The organism is Pseudomonas sp. B21-031, from assembly GCF_024748985.1.
Taxonomy (GTDB): Bacteria; Pseudomonadota; Gammaproteobacteria; order Pseudomonadales; family Pseudomonadaceae; genus Aquipseudomonas; species Aquipseudomonas kermanshahensis.
In genome coordinates this window covers 5,401,231-5,416,672 of the sequence record NZ_CP087181.1, presented here as the reverse complement: position 1 = coordinate 5,416,672, position 15,442 = coordinate 5,401,231, and the positions used below count along the sequence as shown (strand labels likewise).

13 protein-coding genes are annotated in these 15,442 nt (G+C 63.5%); 11 read left to right on the top strand and 2 right to left on the bottom strand.

The window, feature by feature from the left end:
- Positions 1–60: 60 nt before the first annotated feature.
- Complete coding sequence (gene thiC / locus LOY53_RS24245) at positions 61–1,941, top strand: phosphomethylpyrimidine synthase ThiC (RefSeq protein ID WP_027592502.1); 1,881 nt, start codon at positions 61–63, stop codon at positions 1,939–1,941.
- A 147-nt stretch (positions 1,942–2,088) separates the two neighbouring features.
- Entirely contained in the window at positions 2,089–3,372 is a 1,284-nt protein-coding gene (gene cytX / locus LOY53_RS24240) for a putative hydroxymethylpyrimidine transporter CytX (RefSeq protein ID WP_027592503.1), read from the top strand.
- Here the strand turns inward: cytX and LOY53_RS24235 are convergent.
- Positions 3,341–4,087, bottom strand: coding sequence for an RsiV family protein (locus LOY53_RS24235; protein WP_099430592.1), 747 nt, complete (start codon positions 4,085–4,087; stop codon positions 3,341–3,343). The genes cytX and LOY53_RS24235 overlap by 32 nt on opposite strands.
- A gap of 185 nt (positions 4,088–4,272) precedes the next feature.
- Here LOY53_RS24235 and LOY53_RS24230 point away from each other — a divergent pair, with 185 nt between their 5' ends.
- The 9 genes from LOY53_RS24230 (at position 4,273) to LOY53_RS24190 (ending at position 13,695) form a co-directional block, all read left to right on the top strand.
- Complete coding sequence (locus LOY53_RS24230) at positions 4,273–4,890, top strand: NUDIX domain-containing protein (RefSeq protein WP_252826016.1); 618 nt, start codon at positions 4,273–4,275, stop codon at positions 4,888–4,890.
- On the top strand, positions 4,881–5,333 hold the full coding sequence (locus tag LOY53_RS24225) for a DUF1249 domain-containing protein (RefSeq protein WP_027592506.1): 453 nt from the start codon (positions 4,881–4,883) through the stop codon (positions 5,331–5,333). Before LOY53_RS24230 ends, LOY53_RS24225 begins: the two co-directional genes overlap by 10 nt.
- Before the next feature lie 85 nt (positions 5,334–5,418).
- On the top strand, positions 5,419–6,219 hold the full coding sequence (cpdA, locus tag LOY53_RS24220) for a 3',5'-cyclic-AMP phosphodiesterase (protein ID WP_258703371.1): 801 nt from the start codon (positions 5,419–5,421) through the stop codon (positions 6,217–6,219).
- A gap of 263 nt (positions 6,220–6,482) precedes the next feature.
- The gene (locus tag LOY53_RS24215) at positions 6,483–7,091 is read left to right on the top strand and encodes a YqiA/YcfP family alpha/beta fold hydrolase (RefSeq protein ID WP_258703370.1); all 609 of its coding nucleotides are present in this window, start codon (positions 6,483–6,485) and stop codon (positions 7,089–7,091) included.
- Between the two features lie 48 nt (positions 7,092–7,139).
- The gene (gene parE / locus LOY53_RS24210; RefSeq protein ID WP_027592509.1) at positions 7,140–9,044 is read left to right on the top strand and encodes a DNA topoisomerase IV subunit B; all 1,905 of its coding nucleotides are present in this window, start codon (positions 7,140–7,142) and stop codon (positions 9,042–9,044) included.
- Positions 9,041–10,027: an esterase-like activity of phytase family protein gene (locus tag LOY53_RS24205; RefSeq protein WP_252826010.1), complete on the top strand. Its 987-nt coding sequence runs from the start codon at positions 9,041–9,043 to the stop codon at positions 10,025–10,027. Before parE ends, LOY53_RS24205 begins: the two co-directional genes overlap by 4 nt.
- Positions 10,024–10,542 (top strand): TIGR02281 family clan AA aspartic protease, encoded by a 519-nt coding sequence (locus LOY53_RS24200; RefSeq protein ID WP_252826008.1) that lies wholly within the window; start codon positions 10,024–10,026, stop codon positions 10,540–10,542. The genes LOY53_RS24205 and LOY53_RS24200 overlap by 4 nt, the downstream gene beginning before the upstream one ends.
- Positions 10,543–10,552: 10 nt before the next feature.
- Entirely contained in the window at positions 10,553–12,811 is a 2,259-nt protein-coding gene (gene parC, locus LOY53_RS24195; RefSeq protein ID WP_027592512.1) for a DNA topoisomerase IV subunit A, read from the top strand.
- Positions 12,812–12,984: 173 nt separating this feature from the next.
- Complete coding sequence (locus LOY53_RS24190; protein WP_099430589.1) at positions 12,985–13,695, top strand: membrane integrity-associated transporter subunit PqiC; 711 nt, start codon at positions 12,985–12,987, stop codon at positions 13,693–13,695.
- A 160-nt stretch (positions 13,696–13,855) separates the two neighbouring features.
- On the opposite strand, the gene LOY53_RS24185 is transcribed toward LOY53_RS24190, so the two are convergent.
- Complete coding sequence (locus LOY53_RS24185; RefSeq protein WP_252826007.1) at positions 13,856–15,325, bottom strand: AhpA/YtjB family protein; 1,470 nt, start codon at positions 15,323–15,325, stop codon at positions 13,856–13,858.
- Positions 15,326–15,442 lie beyond the last annotated feature (117 nt).

Sequence of the window (15,442 nt, the reverse complement as noted above, 5' to 3'; positions counted from 1 at the left end):
CGCGTCTTTCAGGTTCTCCCCGACATTCCATCCGCTAGGAAGCTGTCTGGAGAGCCCGTGATGAGCAAACAAGAAAAAACGATCAACCTCAGCGAATCGGCACAAGTCGATCAGCAATCCGTGCAACCGTTCCCCCGTTCGCGCAAGGTCTATGTCGAAGGCTCCCGCCCGGACATCCGGGTGCCCATGCGCGAAATCAGCCTGCACGACACCCCTACCGATTTCGGCGGCGAGACCAACGCCCCGGTGCTGGTCTACGACACTTCTGGCCCCTACACCGACCCTAACGTCATCATCGACGTGCGCAAAGGCCTGGCCGACGTGCGTTCGGCCTGGATCGACGCGCGTGGCGACACCGAGCGCCTGGGCGGCTTGAGTTCCGACTTCGGCCAACAGCGCCTGAACGATGCAGAGCTGGCCAAGCTGCGCTTCAACCACGTGCGCAACCCGCGCCGCGCCAAGGCGGGCGTCAACGTCTCGCAGATGCACTATGCCCGCCAGGGCATCATCACCGCCGAGATGGAATACGTTGCCATCCGCGAGAACATGAAGCTGCAGGAAGCCCGCGCCGCCGGCCTGCTTGACCAGCAGCACGCGGGCCACAGCTTCGGCGCCAACATCCCGAAAGAAATCACCCCCGAGTTCGTCCGCGAAGAAATCGCCCGCGGCCGCGCGATCATCCCGGCCAACATCAACCACACCGAGTTGGAGCCGATGATCATCGGCCGCAACTTCCTGGTGAAGATCAACGGCAACATCGGCAACAGCGCCCTGGGCTCCTCGATCGAGGAAGAAGTGGCCAAGCTGACCTGGGGGATTCGCTGGGGTTCGGACACGGTCATGGACCTGTCCACCGGCAAGCACATTCACGAAACCCGCGAGTGGATCATCCGTAACTCGCCCGTGCCGATCGGTACCGTGCCGATCTACCAGGCCCTGGAAAAAGTCGGCGGTGTCGCTGAAGACCTGACCTGGGAGCTGTTCCGCGACACCCTGATCGAGCAGGCCGAGCAGGGCGTGGACTACTTCACCATCCACGCCGGTGTGCTGCTGCGCTATGTGCCGCTGACCGCCAAGCGCGTTACCGGCATCGTCAGCCGGGGCGGCTCGATCATGGCCAAGTGGTGCCTGGCGCATCACCAGGAAAACTTCCTGTACACCCACTTCGACGAAATCTGCGAGATCATGAAGGCCTACGACGTCAGCTTCTCGCTGGGCGACGGCCTGCGTCCGGGCTCGATTGCCGACGCCAACGATGCTGCGCAGTTCGGTGAGCTGGAAACCCTCGGCGAGCTGACCAAGATCGCCTGGAAGCACGACGTGCAGTGCATGATCGAAGGCCCGGGCCACGTGCCGATGCAGTTGATCAAGGAGAACATGGACAAGCAGCTCGAATGCTGCGACGAGGCGCCGTTCTACACCCTTGGCCCGCTGACCACCGACATTGCGCCGGGTTACGACCACATCACCTCCGGTATCGGCGCGGCGATGATCGGCTGGTTTGGTTGCGCCATGCTGTGCTACGTGACGCCCAAGGAACACCTGGGCCTGCCGAACAAGGATGACGTCAAGACCGGCATCATCACCTACAAGATCGCCGCCCATGCCGCCGACCTTGCCAAAGGCCACCCAGGCGCGCAGATTCGTGACAACGCCTTGTCCAAGGCGCGTTTCGAGTTCCGCTGGGAAGACCAGTTCAACCTGGGCCTCGACCCGGACACCGCCCGCGCGTACCACGACGAAACCTTGCCTAAGGAATCGGCCAAGGTCGCGCACTTCTGCTCGATGTGCGGGCCGAAGTTCTGCTCGATGAAAATCACCCAGGAAGTACGTGAGTACGCCGCCAAGATCGAAGCCGTGGACGTGACGGTTGAAGAAGGCATGCGTGAGCAGGCCGAGCGATTCCGCCAGGAAGGCAGCCAGTTGTACAAAAAAGTGTAAGGCAATCCGTCACCACCGTGGGAGCGGGCTTGCCCCGCGAAAGCGTCAGCTGGGCCAGCGCGATTGGCAGGCCAGACGCCTTCGCGGGGCAAGCCCGCTCCCACCGTTGGATGCCTGTTCATCTCAATCTCTGCGGCGATCACAACAATGACCACCCCCAGCCATTTTTCCCCGGACCACCCGGTCCCCACCAGCCAACGCATCTTCGGCTTCGGCGACCTGTTCTCTCTGTGGTTCTCCCTCGGCATCGGCTTGATGGTGCTGCAAGTTGGCGCCATGCTCGCCCCAGGCATGGGCCTTGCCAGCGCGGTGCTGGCCATCGCCCTTGGCACCGGTGTGGGCGTGCTGTTACTCGGGGCGGCTGGCGTCATCGGCAGCGACACCGGCCTGTCGGCCATGGGTACCCTGCGGCTCAGCCTGGGCAGCCATGGCGCCCGCTTGCCGGCAGTGCTCAACCTGCTGCAGCTGGTGGGTTGGGGGGCGTTCGAGATCATCGTCATGCGCGACGCGGCCAGCCTGCTCGGCGCGCGTACGTTCGGTGAAGGCAGTGCGTGGAACAGCCCTATGCTCTGGACCCTGTGCTTCGGCGCCCTGGCGACCCTGCTTGCAGTCAGCGGGCCGCTGGCGTTCGTGCGCAAGGTGTTGCGCACGTGGGGCATCTGGGTGCTGTTGGGCGCGTGCCTGTGGCTGACCTGGAACCTGTTCGCCAAAGCCGACCTGGCCGACCTGTGGCAACGCGCCGGTGACGGCTCGATGTCGCTGGCCGTCGGCTTCGACATCGTCATCGCCATGCCGCTATCGTGGTTGCCGCTGATCGCCGACTACTCGCGGTTTGCCCGCAGTGGCAAGCGTGTGTTCGGCGGTACCGTGCTGGGCTACTTCATCGGCAATACCTGGCTGATGAGCCTGGGCGTCGCCTACACCTTGGCCTTTGCCCCCAGCGGCGAAGCCAATGCCTTGCTGCTGGCCTTGGCAGGTGCTGGGCTGGGTATTCCGTTGCTGTTGATTCTGCTGGACGAGTCGGAAAAAGCCTTTGCCGACATCCATTCGGCCGCCGTTTCCACCGGCGTGCTGGTACGCCTGAAAGTCGAGCACCTGGCGCTGGCCATTGGTGTGCTGTGCACCCTGATCGCGCTGTTCGCGCCACTGGCCCAGTACGAAAACTTCTTGCTGCTGATCGGTTCGGTATTTGCGCCGCTGTTCGGCGTGGTGCTGATGGACCACTACGTGATCCGTCACCGCCGCCTGCCGTCACAGGTCGATGGTTTGCACTGGCAGGCGTTGCTGGCCTGGGCCGTGGGTGTGGCGGCTTATCACCTGATTGCCGCGCAAGCACCGGACCTGGGCGCAACCCTGCCGGCGCTAGTGCTGGCAGGTGTGCTGCATGCGCTACTGAGCTTCAGCCGCGGCCGGGAAACAGCTCGGGCTTGATCACGCCGTTCAGGCGCGGGTAGGGGATCTTCAGCTCGACGTGGCCCATGGAGTAGGGCGCGATGGCATAGACCTCATACTTGACCACCACCGCGCCGTACGTCAGGGCGATGTGCGGCGACCGCTTGAAGGGCCAGGTCTTGACGAAGTCGGCGTCCTTGTCCATGCCGACGCTGATCATCCACGCGCGGTGCGACTCTTCGACGGTCTTCCAGAAGGTCTCTTCCTGGCCGGGCACCAGCATGTCCTGCAGGGTCAGTACCTTGTCCAGCTTGCGCGAATAGTTGATGAAGCCGCGCCCTGGCATGCCATGGGCGCCACCGCTGTCCAGGTAGCTGGACAGTTCGATGATCACCAGCCCGTCATGCTGTTCGCGTACCTTGGCTTGCAAATAGCTGCTGTTGCGCTTGTCGGCGCTGGCCAGGTACTGCTGCTCATACGCCTGCAGGGTGGTTGGCGCGGCGCCGTGCTGGTTGTCTTCGGTCAGCTGCAGCAGGCGCTGTTCGACGATGGCGTCGAGCTTGGGCTGGGCCGGGAAGTGAATGGTGTCGATGTTCACCAGCGGGCAGTCGCTTTCGCTGCAGCCGGGTTTGACGTGCTCCCAGGCGTCACGCTTGACCTCGAGCGGGGCCCGGTAGTTGGGCGTGAACAGGCTCTGGCAGGCACCCAGGGCCAGTGCCAGCACAGCCACGGAAGTCAGTTTGACAAGTGTCATGATGATCCTTGCAGAACAGGGAAAAGTCGGCCTTTGACCGTCGGCGCGACCGTCAGTTCGCCACTAAGCTAACAGACAGAAGGCGCGCTGTCCCGACTGCGCGAACGGTTGCCGGAAAGGGGTGAAACGCGCCAAAGTGCGGAGTAGGATGGCGCGATGCAGTATTTGAGGTCATGAGGATTTCCATGTCAGACGCGTTGAATTCAGTGCCCAAGGGCTTCGAGATCATCGAGCGGGCCAATTGCTTCCAGGGCTTTTATAAGCTCGACAAGCTTCGCCTGCGCCATGAACTGTTCGCCGGGGGCATGGGCCGCGAGATCAGCCGCGAACTGTTCGTGCGCCACGATGCGGTTTGTGTATTGCCCTACGATCCACAGCGTGACGAGGTGGTGCTGATCGAGCAGTTTCGTGTCGGTGCGCTCGACAAGGTCGCCAACCCTTGGCTGATCGAGATGGTCGCCGGGCTGATCGACAAGGACGAGCAACCTGAAGAGGTCGCACACCGCGAGGCAGAAGAAGAGGCTGGGCTTACGTTCAGCGCTTTGTGGCCAATGACCCGCTACTTCCCATCGCCCGGTGGCAGTGACGAATTCGTCCACCTGTTTTTGGGGCGCTGCATCAGCGAAGGCGCGGGCGGCCTGCATGGCCTGGAAGAAGAGGGCGAAGACATTCGCGTGCGCGTGTGGTCGTTCGAGGATGCCTTGCAGGCCGTGCGTGACGGCCGTATCTGCAACGCCGCGACGATCATCGGCCTGCAATGGCTGGCGCTTAACAGAGACGAAGTTCGAGGTATGTGGAAGTGAACCTGCTGCGCGAGCGATATCGGGTTGACCTGGTCGGGCTGCAAGCAGCCTGCGAGGCCAATTACGCCCGGCTGATGCGTTTGTTACCAGACATGCGCACTACCCAGAGCTCGCGTCGCATCGGCATGACCCAGGGCGACCAGATGCTTGGTGTGCTGGTGCTCGATGTCGTGCTGGCCTGCCCTTATACCACCACCCTGCACGTGCGCCAGGAGCACAGCTTGCCGTGGCTGCCGGTGCCGCACCTTGAGGTGCAGGTGTACCACGATGCACGCATGGCCGAGGTAGTCAGCGCCGAGCATGCCCGGCGCTTGCGCAGCATTTACCCTTATCCGAATGCGGGTATGCACCAGCCGGACGAAAAAGCGCAGCTCAACCTGTTCCTCGGCGAATGGCTGAGCCATTGCCTGGCCTGCGGTCATGAACTGGCAAGTGTTCGCTGAAATGTGATGCGCGTCGGTTTCGGGTGTTTGCTCGCAACCGTTGCGCAGCCATAATTCGTGCTGAATCCGTTCGAGGAGACGGCCGTTGCCGCACCTAGACCCAACCCGCCCCGTGCATGTGGTGCAACTCACCGATGCCCACTTGTTCGCCGACCCGGCCGGCACCCTGCTTGGCCTGAACACCCGTGACAGCCTGCGCCATGTGGTCGCCCAAGTGCGCCGCGAGCAGCTGCCCATCGATTTGCTGCTGTGCACCGGCGATCTGTCCCAGGATGCCAGCGTGGCCTCCTATGAGGCGTTCCGTGAGCTGACCGCACCGTTTGCCGTGCCCACCCGCTGGTTGCCGGGCAACCATGACGAGGCGCAGGTAATGGCGCAGGTAGCGCCGGAGCTGGTGCAGGCGGTAACCGACATTGGCGCATGGCGCGTTGTCATGCTCAATACGGCCGTGCACGGTGCTACCCACGGTTTTCTTGAAGACGACCAACTGGCCGCGCTGGAATCAGCCTTGAAACAGGCCGGTGAGCGCCATTGCCTGGTGTGCTTTCACCATCAGCCGGTGGACATCGGCTGCGCCTGGATCGCGCCCATCGGGTTGCGCAATGCCCAGGCACTGTTCGCCATCGTCGAACGTTATCCACAGGTGCGAGCGTTGCTCTGGGGGCATGTGCATCAGAGCTGGGATGAAATGCGCGATGGGCTGCGCTTGATGGCCACGCCGTCGACCTGCATTCAGTTCGCGGCGCAAAGCGAGGACTTCAAGGTGAGCGAAGAGCAGCCTGGCTATCGCTGGTTGCGCTTGCATGCCGACGGGCGGTTGGAAACCGGCGTGGAGCGGGCGCGGGACTTCGAGGTGAAACTGGACTTCGACAGCCCGGGCTATTGAGGTTTCAGGCAATACATCTTTCTTGTAGGAGCAGCCTTGTGCTGCGAAGAGGCCAGCTGCAAAAACACAGATCTTGGGTCTTGCCACCGGCCTCTTCGCAGCACAAGGCTGCTCCTACAAGGAAAGCGCCCCTTGAATGCCCGCAAGTGCCTGAAGAAAGTGTTGCGAAATCCCCCTCACTGCGTCAAAACCCGGCGAACGCGCTACACTGCGCGTCCCTGCGCCCGCAACAAGGGCGCGACGCCGCAGATTCCGGGGGCAGCATGTCGGGTTCCATCCTCTATATCCATGGCTTCAACAGCTCGCCGCTGTCCAAGAAGGCGCGCCAGCTCGAGGCAGTCATGCAGCTGTTGGGCTTGTCCGACCAATTGCGTGTGCCGGCGTTGCACCATCACCCACGCCAGGCCATCGCCCAATTGCAGGGCGCCATCGCCGAACTGGGTGCGCCCTTGCTGGTCGGCAGTTCGCTCGGCGGCTACTATGCCACCTATCTGGCAGAGCGCCACGGCCTCAAGGCCTTGCTGATCAACCCAGCGGTGGCACCCCACAGGTTGTTCGATGGCTACCTTGGCACCCAGCGCAACCTTTACACCGATGAGGCCTGGGAACTGACCCACGATCACGTGCAGGCCCTGGCCGAGCTGGAAGTGCCAGCCCCCGAGGATGCCAACCGCTACCAAGTGTGGTTGCAGACCGCTGACGAAACCTTGGATTATCGCCACGCCGAGCGCTATTACCGAGCGTGTGCATTGCGCATCCAGGCCGGTGGCGACCACAGCTTCCAGGGCTTTGTCGAGCGCCTTCCGGCACTGCTGGCCTTTGCCGGGATTGCCCCGAGCGCGTATGCGGCGCTCGACTTTTCCGTGCTCTGAGCTTTGTACCCAGCACTTTTGCATTCACCTGACTGACGACGAGACCCCATGGCCAATCCCAGCGCTAGCGCCTATAACGCAGACGCCATCGAAGTCCTCTCGGGCCTTGATCCGGTCCGCAAGCGACCGGGCATGTACACCGACACCAGCCGACCGAACCACTTGGCCCAGGAAGTCATCGACAACAGTGTCGACGAAGCCCTGGCCGGTCACGCCCGTTCGGTGCAGGTCATCCTCCACGCCGACCACTCGCTGGAAGTCAGCGACGATGGCCGCGGCATGCCGGTGGACATCCACCCCGAAGAAGGCGTGTCCGGGGTCGAGCTGATCCTGACCAAGCTGCACGCCGGCGGCAAGTTCTCCAACAAGAACTACCAGTTCTCCGGTGGCCTGCACGGCGTGGGTATCTCGGTGGTCAATGCCCTGTCGACCCAGGTGCGCGTGCGCGTCAAGCGTGACGGCAACGAGTACCAGATGACCTTCGCCGATGGCTTCAAGGCCAGCGAGCTGGAAGTGGTGGGCTCGGTCGGCAAGCGCAACACCGGCACCAGCGTGTACTTCAGCCCCGACCCGAAGTACTTCGATTCGCCGAAATTCTCCATCAGCCGCCTCAAGCACGTGCTCAAGGCCAAGGCCGTGCTGTGCCCGGGCCTGCTGGTCAGCTTCGAGGACAAAGGCAGCGGCGAGAAGGTCGAGTGGCACTACGAGGATGGCCTGCGTTCCTACCTGGTCGACTCGGTCAGCGAGTACCTGCGCCTGCCCGACGAGCCGTTCTGCGGCAGCCTGGCCGGTAACAAGGAGGCCGTGGACTGGGCCTTGCTGTGGCTGCCTGAAGGCGGCGACAGCGTACAGGAAAGCTACGTCAACCTGATCCCCACCGCCCAGGGCGGCACCCATGTCAACGGCCTGCGCCAAGGCCTGCTGGATGCCATGCGCGAGTTCTGCGAGTTCCGCAACTTGCTGCCCCGCGGGGTCAAGCTGGCGCCTGAAGACGTCTGGGAACGCATCACCTTCGTGCTGTCGATGAAGATGCAGGAGCCGCAGTTCTCCGGGCAGACCAAAGAGCGCCTGTCGTCCCGTGAGGCGGCCGCCTTCGTTTCCGGTGTGGTCAAGGACGCATTCAGCCTGTGGCTCAATGCCCACCCCGAGCTGGGCATGCAATTGGCTGAACTGGCCATCAGCAACGCCGGCCGTCGTCTCAAGGCCAGCAAGAAGGTCGAACGCAAGCGCATCACCCAAGGCCCGGCGCTGCCGGGCAAACTGGCGGATTGCGCAGGCCAGGACCCGATGCGCGCCGAGCTGTTCCTGGTCGAGGGTGACTCTGCCGGTGGTTCGGCCAAGCAGGCGCGAGACAAAGAGTTCCAGGCGATCCTGCCGCTACGCGGGAAGATCCTCAACACCTGGGAAGTGGACGGTGGCGAAGTCCTGGCCAGCCAGGAAGTGCACAACATTGCTGTGGCCATCGGTGTCGACCCGGGGGCTGCCGACCTGTCGCAGCTGCGCTACGGCAAAATCTGCATTCTCGCCGACGCCGACTCCGACGGCTTGCACATTGCCACGCTGCTGTGCGCACTGTTCGTGCAGCATTTCCGCCCACTGGTGGAGGCCGGCCATGTCTACGTGGCCATGCCGCCGCTGTACCGCATCGACCTCGGCAAAGAAATTTACTACGCCCTGGACGAAGCCGAGCGCGACGGCATCCTCGATCGCCTGGTGGCCGAGAAGAAGCGCGGCAAGCCGCAAGTCACGCGATTCAAGGGGCTGGGTGAAATGAACCCGCCACAGCTGCGCGAAACCACCATGGACCCGAACACCCGGCGCCTGGTGCAGCTGACGCTGGACGATGTGCAGGCCACCTGCGAGTTGATGGACAAACTGCTGGCCAAGAAGCGCGCCGGCGACCGCAAGAGCTGGCTGGAAACCAAAGGTAACCTTGCCGAGGTCATGGTTTGATTCGGCTGTTTCTCGCCGCTTGCCTTGCACTGGTTACCTTGCCGAGCGTGGCGGGCGACTGGCCGCAGTTGAAGATGACTGCCGAATACCCCGTCGAAGGAATGCGCGGCGGCAACTTGTCTGGGTTGGTGCAGTGCCGGGGGGCGTTGTGGGGGGTGTCCGACCGTGACGATGACCGGGTCTATCGCTTCGATCAGCAAAGCGCGGTGTGGCGTGCGCAACCGCTGACCTTCACCCCGCCGCCCGTCCCCGAGAGCGGCTTGCCGTGGGGGCTGAAGTCGCGCAACTGGGCGGCGTCCTATGTGCGCGGTGGCGAGCTGGATTTTGAAGGCATCACCTGTGACCAGGCCGGTAGCCTCTACCTGGTCAGCGAGGCGCATGCTGGCGTGTTGCGCATCCCGCTCGAGGGTGAGCCGGACTGGTTGAAGATCGACCCGGCCATGGTTCGACAGGCGCGGGCCAGTGGCATGCTGCTTAACTTCAATGCCTTGTTCGAAGGCCTGGCGATCAACCCGGCGGGTGACCGCATCTGGCTGGCCGCCGAGCGCGAGCGCCGGGGGTTGGTGGCGATCGAACGTCAGCAGTCGGTGTGGACCTGCGGGCGCAGTTGCGTGCTGCTGAGCGAGGCTGGCGTCGAGATGCAGCCGCCGCAGATGCCCAACCCCCGGGCGCTGTCGCGTGATTTTGCCGACCTGGCCTGGTTCGAGGGCAAGCTGTACACCCTTGAGCGTAATGCCTACCGCATTTGTCGCCGCGACGCGGACAGCGGCGTGGTCGAGCGTTGCTGGTCGTTCGCTGCCGATGCGCTGGTGGAATCGCGCCGGTACGATCAGCCGTACGGCCTGGCAGAAGCGCTGGTAATCGATGCCAAAGGCGCCTGGATTGGCCTGGACAACAACAATGGCGTGCGCGCCGATAGCGAGGCACGCCCGATCGTCTGGCGCTTTGACGCACCCGCCGGCGGCTGGAGCGCCAAGCCATGAGCCAGGCTCCGGGCAAGCGTGCCGGCAAGCTACTGATGATCGTCGCCTGGGCGGCGGCGTTGTTCCTTGCCACGCGTTATTTTGGCCAATGGGAAGACAGCCAGCGCAACCCTAATGCCCAGGTGCAGTCTTCACGTGGCGAAGGCTTTATCGAGGTGCGCCTGCTGAGCAATGGCCAGGGGCACTTCGTGGTGGATGGCGCGATCAATGGCCAGGCCGTGCATTTCATGCTCGACACCGGGGCGACCGACGTGGCGATACCCGAGGCCTTGGCCCGCACGCTGGCGCTTGCGCGCGGCAGCCCGGTGCTGCTCAGTACCGCAAACGGCCGCACCGAAGGTTACCGCACGCGCCTGGATACCCTGCAGCTGGGTGATATCCGCCTGCAGGACGTGCGTGCCACCGTGGTGCCAGGCCTGGACGGGCAGACCGTGCTGCTCGGCATGAGCGCCCTGAAACAACTTGAATTTACCCAGCGCGGCGGCACCATGCTGCTGCGCCAGAACCTGAAATGACGAGGCCCGCATGAGCGACTCACTGGAACTCAGCCTCGACGGCGTCGAACGCCGCTCGCTGGCGGACTTCACCGAACAGGCCTACCTCAACTACTCCATGTACGTGATCATGGACCGGGCCCTGCCGCACATCGGCGACGGCCTGAAGCCGGTGCAGCGACGCATCGTCTACGCCATGAGCGAGTTGGGGCTCGATGCCGATGCCAAGCACAAGAAGTCGGCGCGTACCGTCGGCGACGTGCTCGGCAAGTTCCACCCCCACGGCGACTCGGCCTGCTACGAAGCCATGGTGTTGATGGCGCAGCCGTTCAGTTACCGCTACACCCTGGTCGATGGCCAGGGTAACTGGGGTGCGCCCGACGATCCGAAGTCGTTCGCCGCCATGCGTTATACCGAAGCAAGGCTGTCGCGCTACGCCGAAGTGCTGCTCAACGAAGTGGGCCAAGGCACCGTGGACTGGGTGCCGAACTTCGACGGTACCCTGCAGGAGCCCGCGGTATTGCCAGCGCGCCTGCCCAACATCCTGCTCAACGGCACCACCGGTATCGCCGTGGGCATGGCCACCGACGTGCCGCCGCACAACCTGCGTGAAGTGGCCAGTGCCTGCGTCCGTTTGCTCGACGAGCCCAAGGCCACGATCGAGCAGCTGTGCGAGCACATCCAGGGCCCGGACTACCCGACCGAAGCAGAGATCATCACCCCGCGCGCCGAGATCCTGAAGATCTACGAAACTGGCCGCGGCTCGATCCGCATGCGCGCCGTTTATCGTGTAGAAGATGGCGATGTGGTGGTCACCGCACTGCCGCACCAGGTCTCCGGGGCCAAGGTACTGGAGCAGATTGCCGCCCAGATGCAGGCCAAGAAGCTGCCGATGGTGGCCGACCTGCGTGACGAGTCGGACCACGAGAACCCGTGCCGCATTGTCATCATCCCGCGCTCCAACCGGGTGGATGCCGACGAACTGATGCAGCATTTGTTCGCCACCACCGACTTGGAAAGCAGTTACCGGGTCAACGTCAACATCATCGGCCTCGACGGCCGGCCGCAGCTGAAGAACCTGCGCGCCCTGTTGCTGGAGTGGCTGGAGTTCCGTACCACTACCGTCCGTCGCCGGCTGCAACACCGCCTGGACAAGGTTGAGCGTCGCCTGCACCTGCTTGAGGGCTTGTTGACGGCCTTCCTCAACCTGGATGAAGTGATTCACATCATCCGCACCGAGGAGCATCCCAAGCAGGCGTTGATCGACCGCTTCCAACTGACTGAAATCCAGGCCGACTACATCCTCGAGACCCGCCTGCGTCAGCTGGCGCGCCTTGAAGAAATGAAGATTCGCGGCGAGCAGGACGAACTGCTCAAAGAGCAAGCCAAGCTGCTGGCCCTGCTCGGCAGCGATGCCAAGCTGCGCAAGCTGGTGCGCACCGAGCTGATCAAGGACGCCGAAACCTATGGCGATGACCGCCGTTCGCCAATCGTTGAGCGTGCTGAGGCCAAGGCGCTGTCGGAAAACGAGCTGATGCCGACCGAGCCGGTCACCGTCGTGCTGTCGGAAAAGGGCTGGGTGCGTTGCGCCAAGGGCCACGACATCGATGCCACCGGCCTCTCGTACAAGGCGGGCGATGGCTTCAAGGCCGCCGCTGCCGGGCGCTCCAACCAGTTTGCCGTGCTGATCGACTCCACGGGCCGCAGCTATTCGGTGGCCGCACATACCCTGCCGTCGGCCCGCGGGCAGGGCGAGCCGCTGACCGGCCGCCTGACACCGCCACCTGGGGCAACCTTCGAGTGTGTGCTGTTGCCTGACGATGACGCCCTGTATGTGGTGGCGTCGGACGCCGGCTACGGGTTCGTGGTCAAGGGTGAAGACCTGCAGGCCAAGAACAAGGCCGGCAAGGGCCTGCTCAGCTTGCCCAACGGGGCAAAAGTGATGACGCCACGCCCCGTGGCCAACCGCGAGCAGGATTGGCTGGCGGCGGTAACCACCGAGGGCCGGCTGCTGGTGTTCAAGGTCAGCGACTTGCCGCAACTGGGTAAAGGCAAGGGCAACAAGATCATCGGCGTGCCCGGTGATCGGGTGGCCAGCCGTGAAGAATTTGTCACCGACCTGGCGGTGATGGCCGAAGGGGCGACCCTTGTATTGCAAGCCGGCAAGCGTACCCTATCTCTGAAAGCGGACGACCTGGAGCACTACAAGGGCGAACGGGGCCGGCGCGGCAGCAAGCTGCCACGCGGCTTCCAGCGTGTCGATGGGTTGCAGGTGGAAGGTCCGGCGTAACCCGGTGAAATGTCTGGAACGGCAATTTCAGCGCCGTTCCAGGCAGAAATGCTGGAGTCGGACAGCTATTTCGCGGATGATATGGCCCCTGCGGTGCCGGCGTAGCCGTGTGCCCGATTGAATCTACATGAGTATCACTGCGGTCTGCCTGTGGCGACCGCCTGGATGGGATGATGAAACTTCTGCGCCTTCCATTTGCGCTGTTGATGACGGGCCTTTTGGGGCTGGGCGGATGCAGCATGCATCAGCCGGTTGCCTTGTACCAGCTCGACAGCGGTGATCCTGGCCAGCCGTCGCAAAGCGCGGGCATGGCCGTGGTGCTCGGCCCGGTGTCGGTTGCCGATTACCTGCAACGCGAGACGTTCCTGCAGCGTCAGGCCGATGGCAGCCTGAGTTCGGCGACCGACGGTCGTTGGGCGGGCAGCCTCTCGTCGGACATTGACCAGTTGCTGGTTCGCCAGCTGGCCTGGCGCCTGGACAGCCAGCGCGTGGTCCTGGCACCGGCAACCGCTGGTTTCAGCCCGGACGTGCAAGTCTTGCTGTCGATTACCCGCCTGGATTCTGGCAAGGACCAGCCGGCGATTCTCGATGCCCAATGGCGTCTGCTCGACCGTCGTGGCCATGTGCGCGACAACCGCATCGTTCACCTCGAGCAGCAGCACGAAGGTAGCGAGGCGTCGCAGGTGCAGGCCCAAGGGCAATTGCTGCAAAAGCTGGCTGAGCAATTGAGCACGGCGGTCAAACCGTTGGCCAATCAGCCTGCCATTGCCGAAGAAACGCCGAAAAAGCCAGCTGCACCGGTACAGGTGAAGAAGGCGCCGGAGAAATCCAAGATTCCGATGGCTTCGCCAATTCGTACCGATATGGAAGTCTATCGGTTCTGACGGTTCCGCCAGATACGAAAAAGCCCGCACATGTGCGGGCTTTTTCGTATCTGCTAGGTGATCTCTGTAGGAGCAGCCTTGTGCTGCGAAGGGGCCAGTCCTGGCAACAAAGATGCATTGCCAGCCCCGGCCCCTTCGCAGCACAAGGCTGCTCCTACAATCAGGCTCGGCGCTCGTGCATCCGCGCCAGTTGCCGTTCCAGCATCGAAGGATAGGGCTCCATCAGCCGCTCCACGCAGCATGCGCCCTCCGGGCTGGCAATCGGGCGGATCCGCGCGCGCTGACGAATCAGTGCGTCGTCGCTGATCTGACGCTCCACCAGCAACAGGTTGCGGCTGTGCTGCGACAGCGCCAGGGCATCCTGAGCTTTTTCAGCCATCAGCAGGTCGACCAGCTCCAGCCCGTGCAGGTCGTTACCCAGGGCCAGGCCTAGCTGCAGTTGCAGGGTAATGCCACTGTCTGCGACTTCGATCTGCAAGGCATGGCCCAGTGCGCGCAGCAGCTCGCCACAGCAGATCGCATTGGTCAGGTAGTCCTCGCCACAGTCGCGGCTGTGGAACAGCACCAGGGTGCTGCCGTCGTTGAGCGTGTGGGTTTCGCCCTCATACAGCGAGGCGGCATGCTCCAGGCAGTCGCGGTAGCGCTCTAGCAACTCGGTCAGGCGCGTGCGCGGCAGGCGGCGCAGTTGCTCTTGCGAGCCGAGCTGCACGGCCAGCACAGCACTGTTTTGCGGCTCGTCAGACTCGAACGGCACCGCCTTCGGCGCGCTGTCCTCGTTGTCGAGCAACCCGGCGAAGGCTTCATCGTCCTCGTCGTCTGCCTGGGCGACAGCCTTGGCGCGCGGTGCAGCCTTGGGCGCAGGGGCGGCCTCGTGCAGGTCGTCGAAGGTGTCTTCGTCGTCCTCGTCTTCCGGCTCTGGCTCGGGTTCAGGCGGTGGCGGCGGGGCCAGGCGAGTGTGCAACTGGCGAGCGATGTCTCCGATCTCGTCCTGACGGTCGGTGGCCGGGGTGTAGGGGTGCGGGTCGCGCAGCCAGACTCGCAGCTGCAGCAGCGGCAGGGTGATATGGCGGGCCTGGCGCAGGCTCAGGCTCAGTGCCAGGGCCAGCAGGATGGCGGCGAGGATGCCCATGCTCTGCAGGCTGATCAGCATTGGCTGCTGGAACTGGCCCATGTCCAGGCTGATGCGCAGCTGCCCGGCGGTGACGTCCTGGAAGGTGATCTTGGTCTGGTACAGGCCTTCGGCCTCGCCCAGCAGGCTGTTGCGCGGGCGCTGGCCAGCTTCGGCGAGGATGCGGTTGTCCACGCTGTAGATCGCCGCATGGGCCACCAATGGGTTTTTCACCAGGTTACCCAGCAGCACGTTGAGGCTGAGGATGTCGTTGGACACCAACAGCTCCGTGGCCGACGTGGCCGTCTGCGTGGTCAGGCTCTGGCCGAGCGCATCCGCCTGCTCGTGCATGGCCTGCTTGAACTGCAGGCCCATCACGCAGGCATAGATGACCAGCGCCAGCGCCACCAGGAAAATGTTGGTGAAGGCGATGCGCAGCGCCAGAGGGACGCGACGTTGACTCAGGGCACGATAGATCATCAGGAAGAAGTTGTCTGGCTTGACGGGGGTGGGCCGGTTCACAGAGCTCGGCTCTTAATGGCATAAAAGTGAGGGGCAGTATAGCGACCCCGGTTTTTTCGGCAAAGTATCGTTCGTGCCCGATGGTCACGGAAAATCGGTAGAATGCGCATTTTTCAT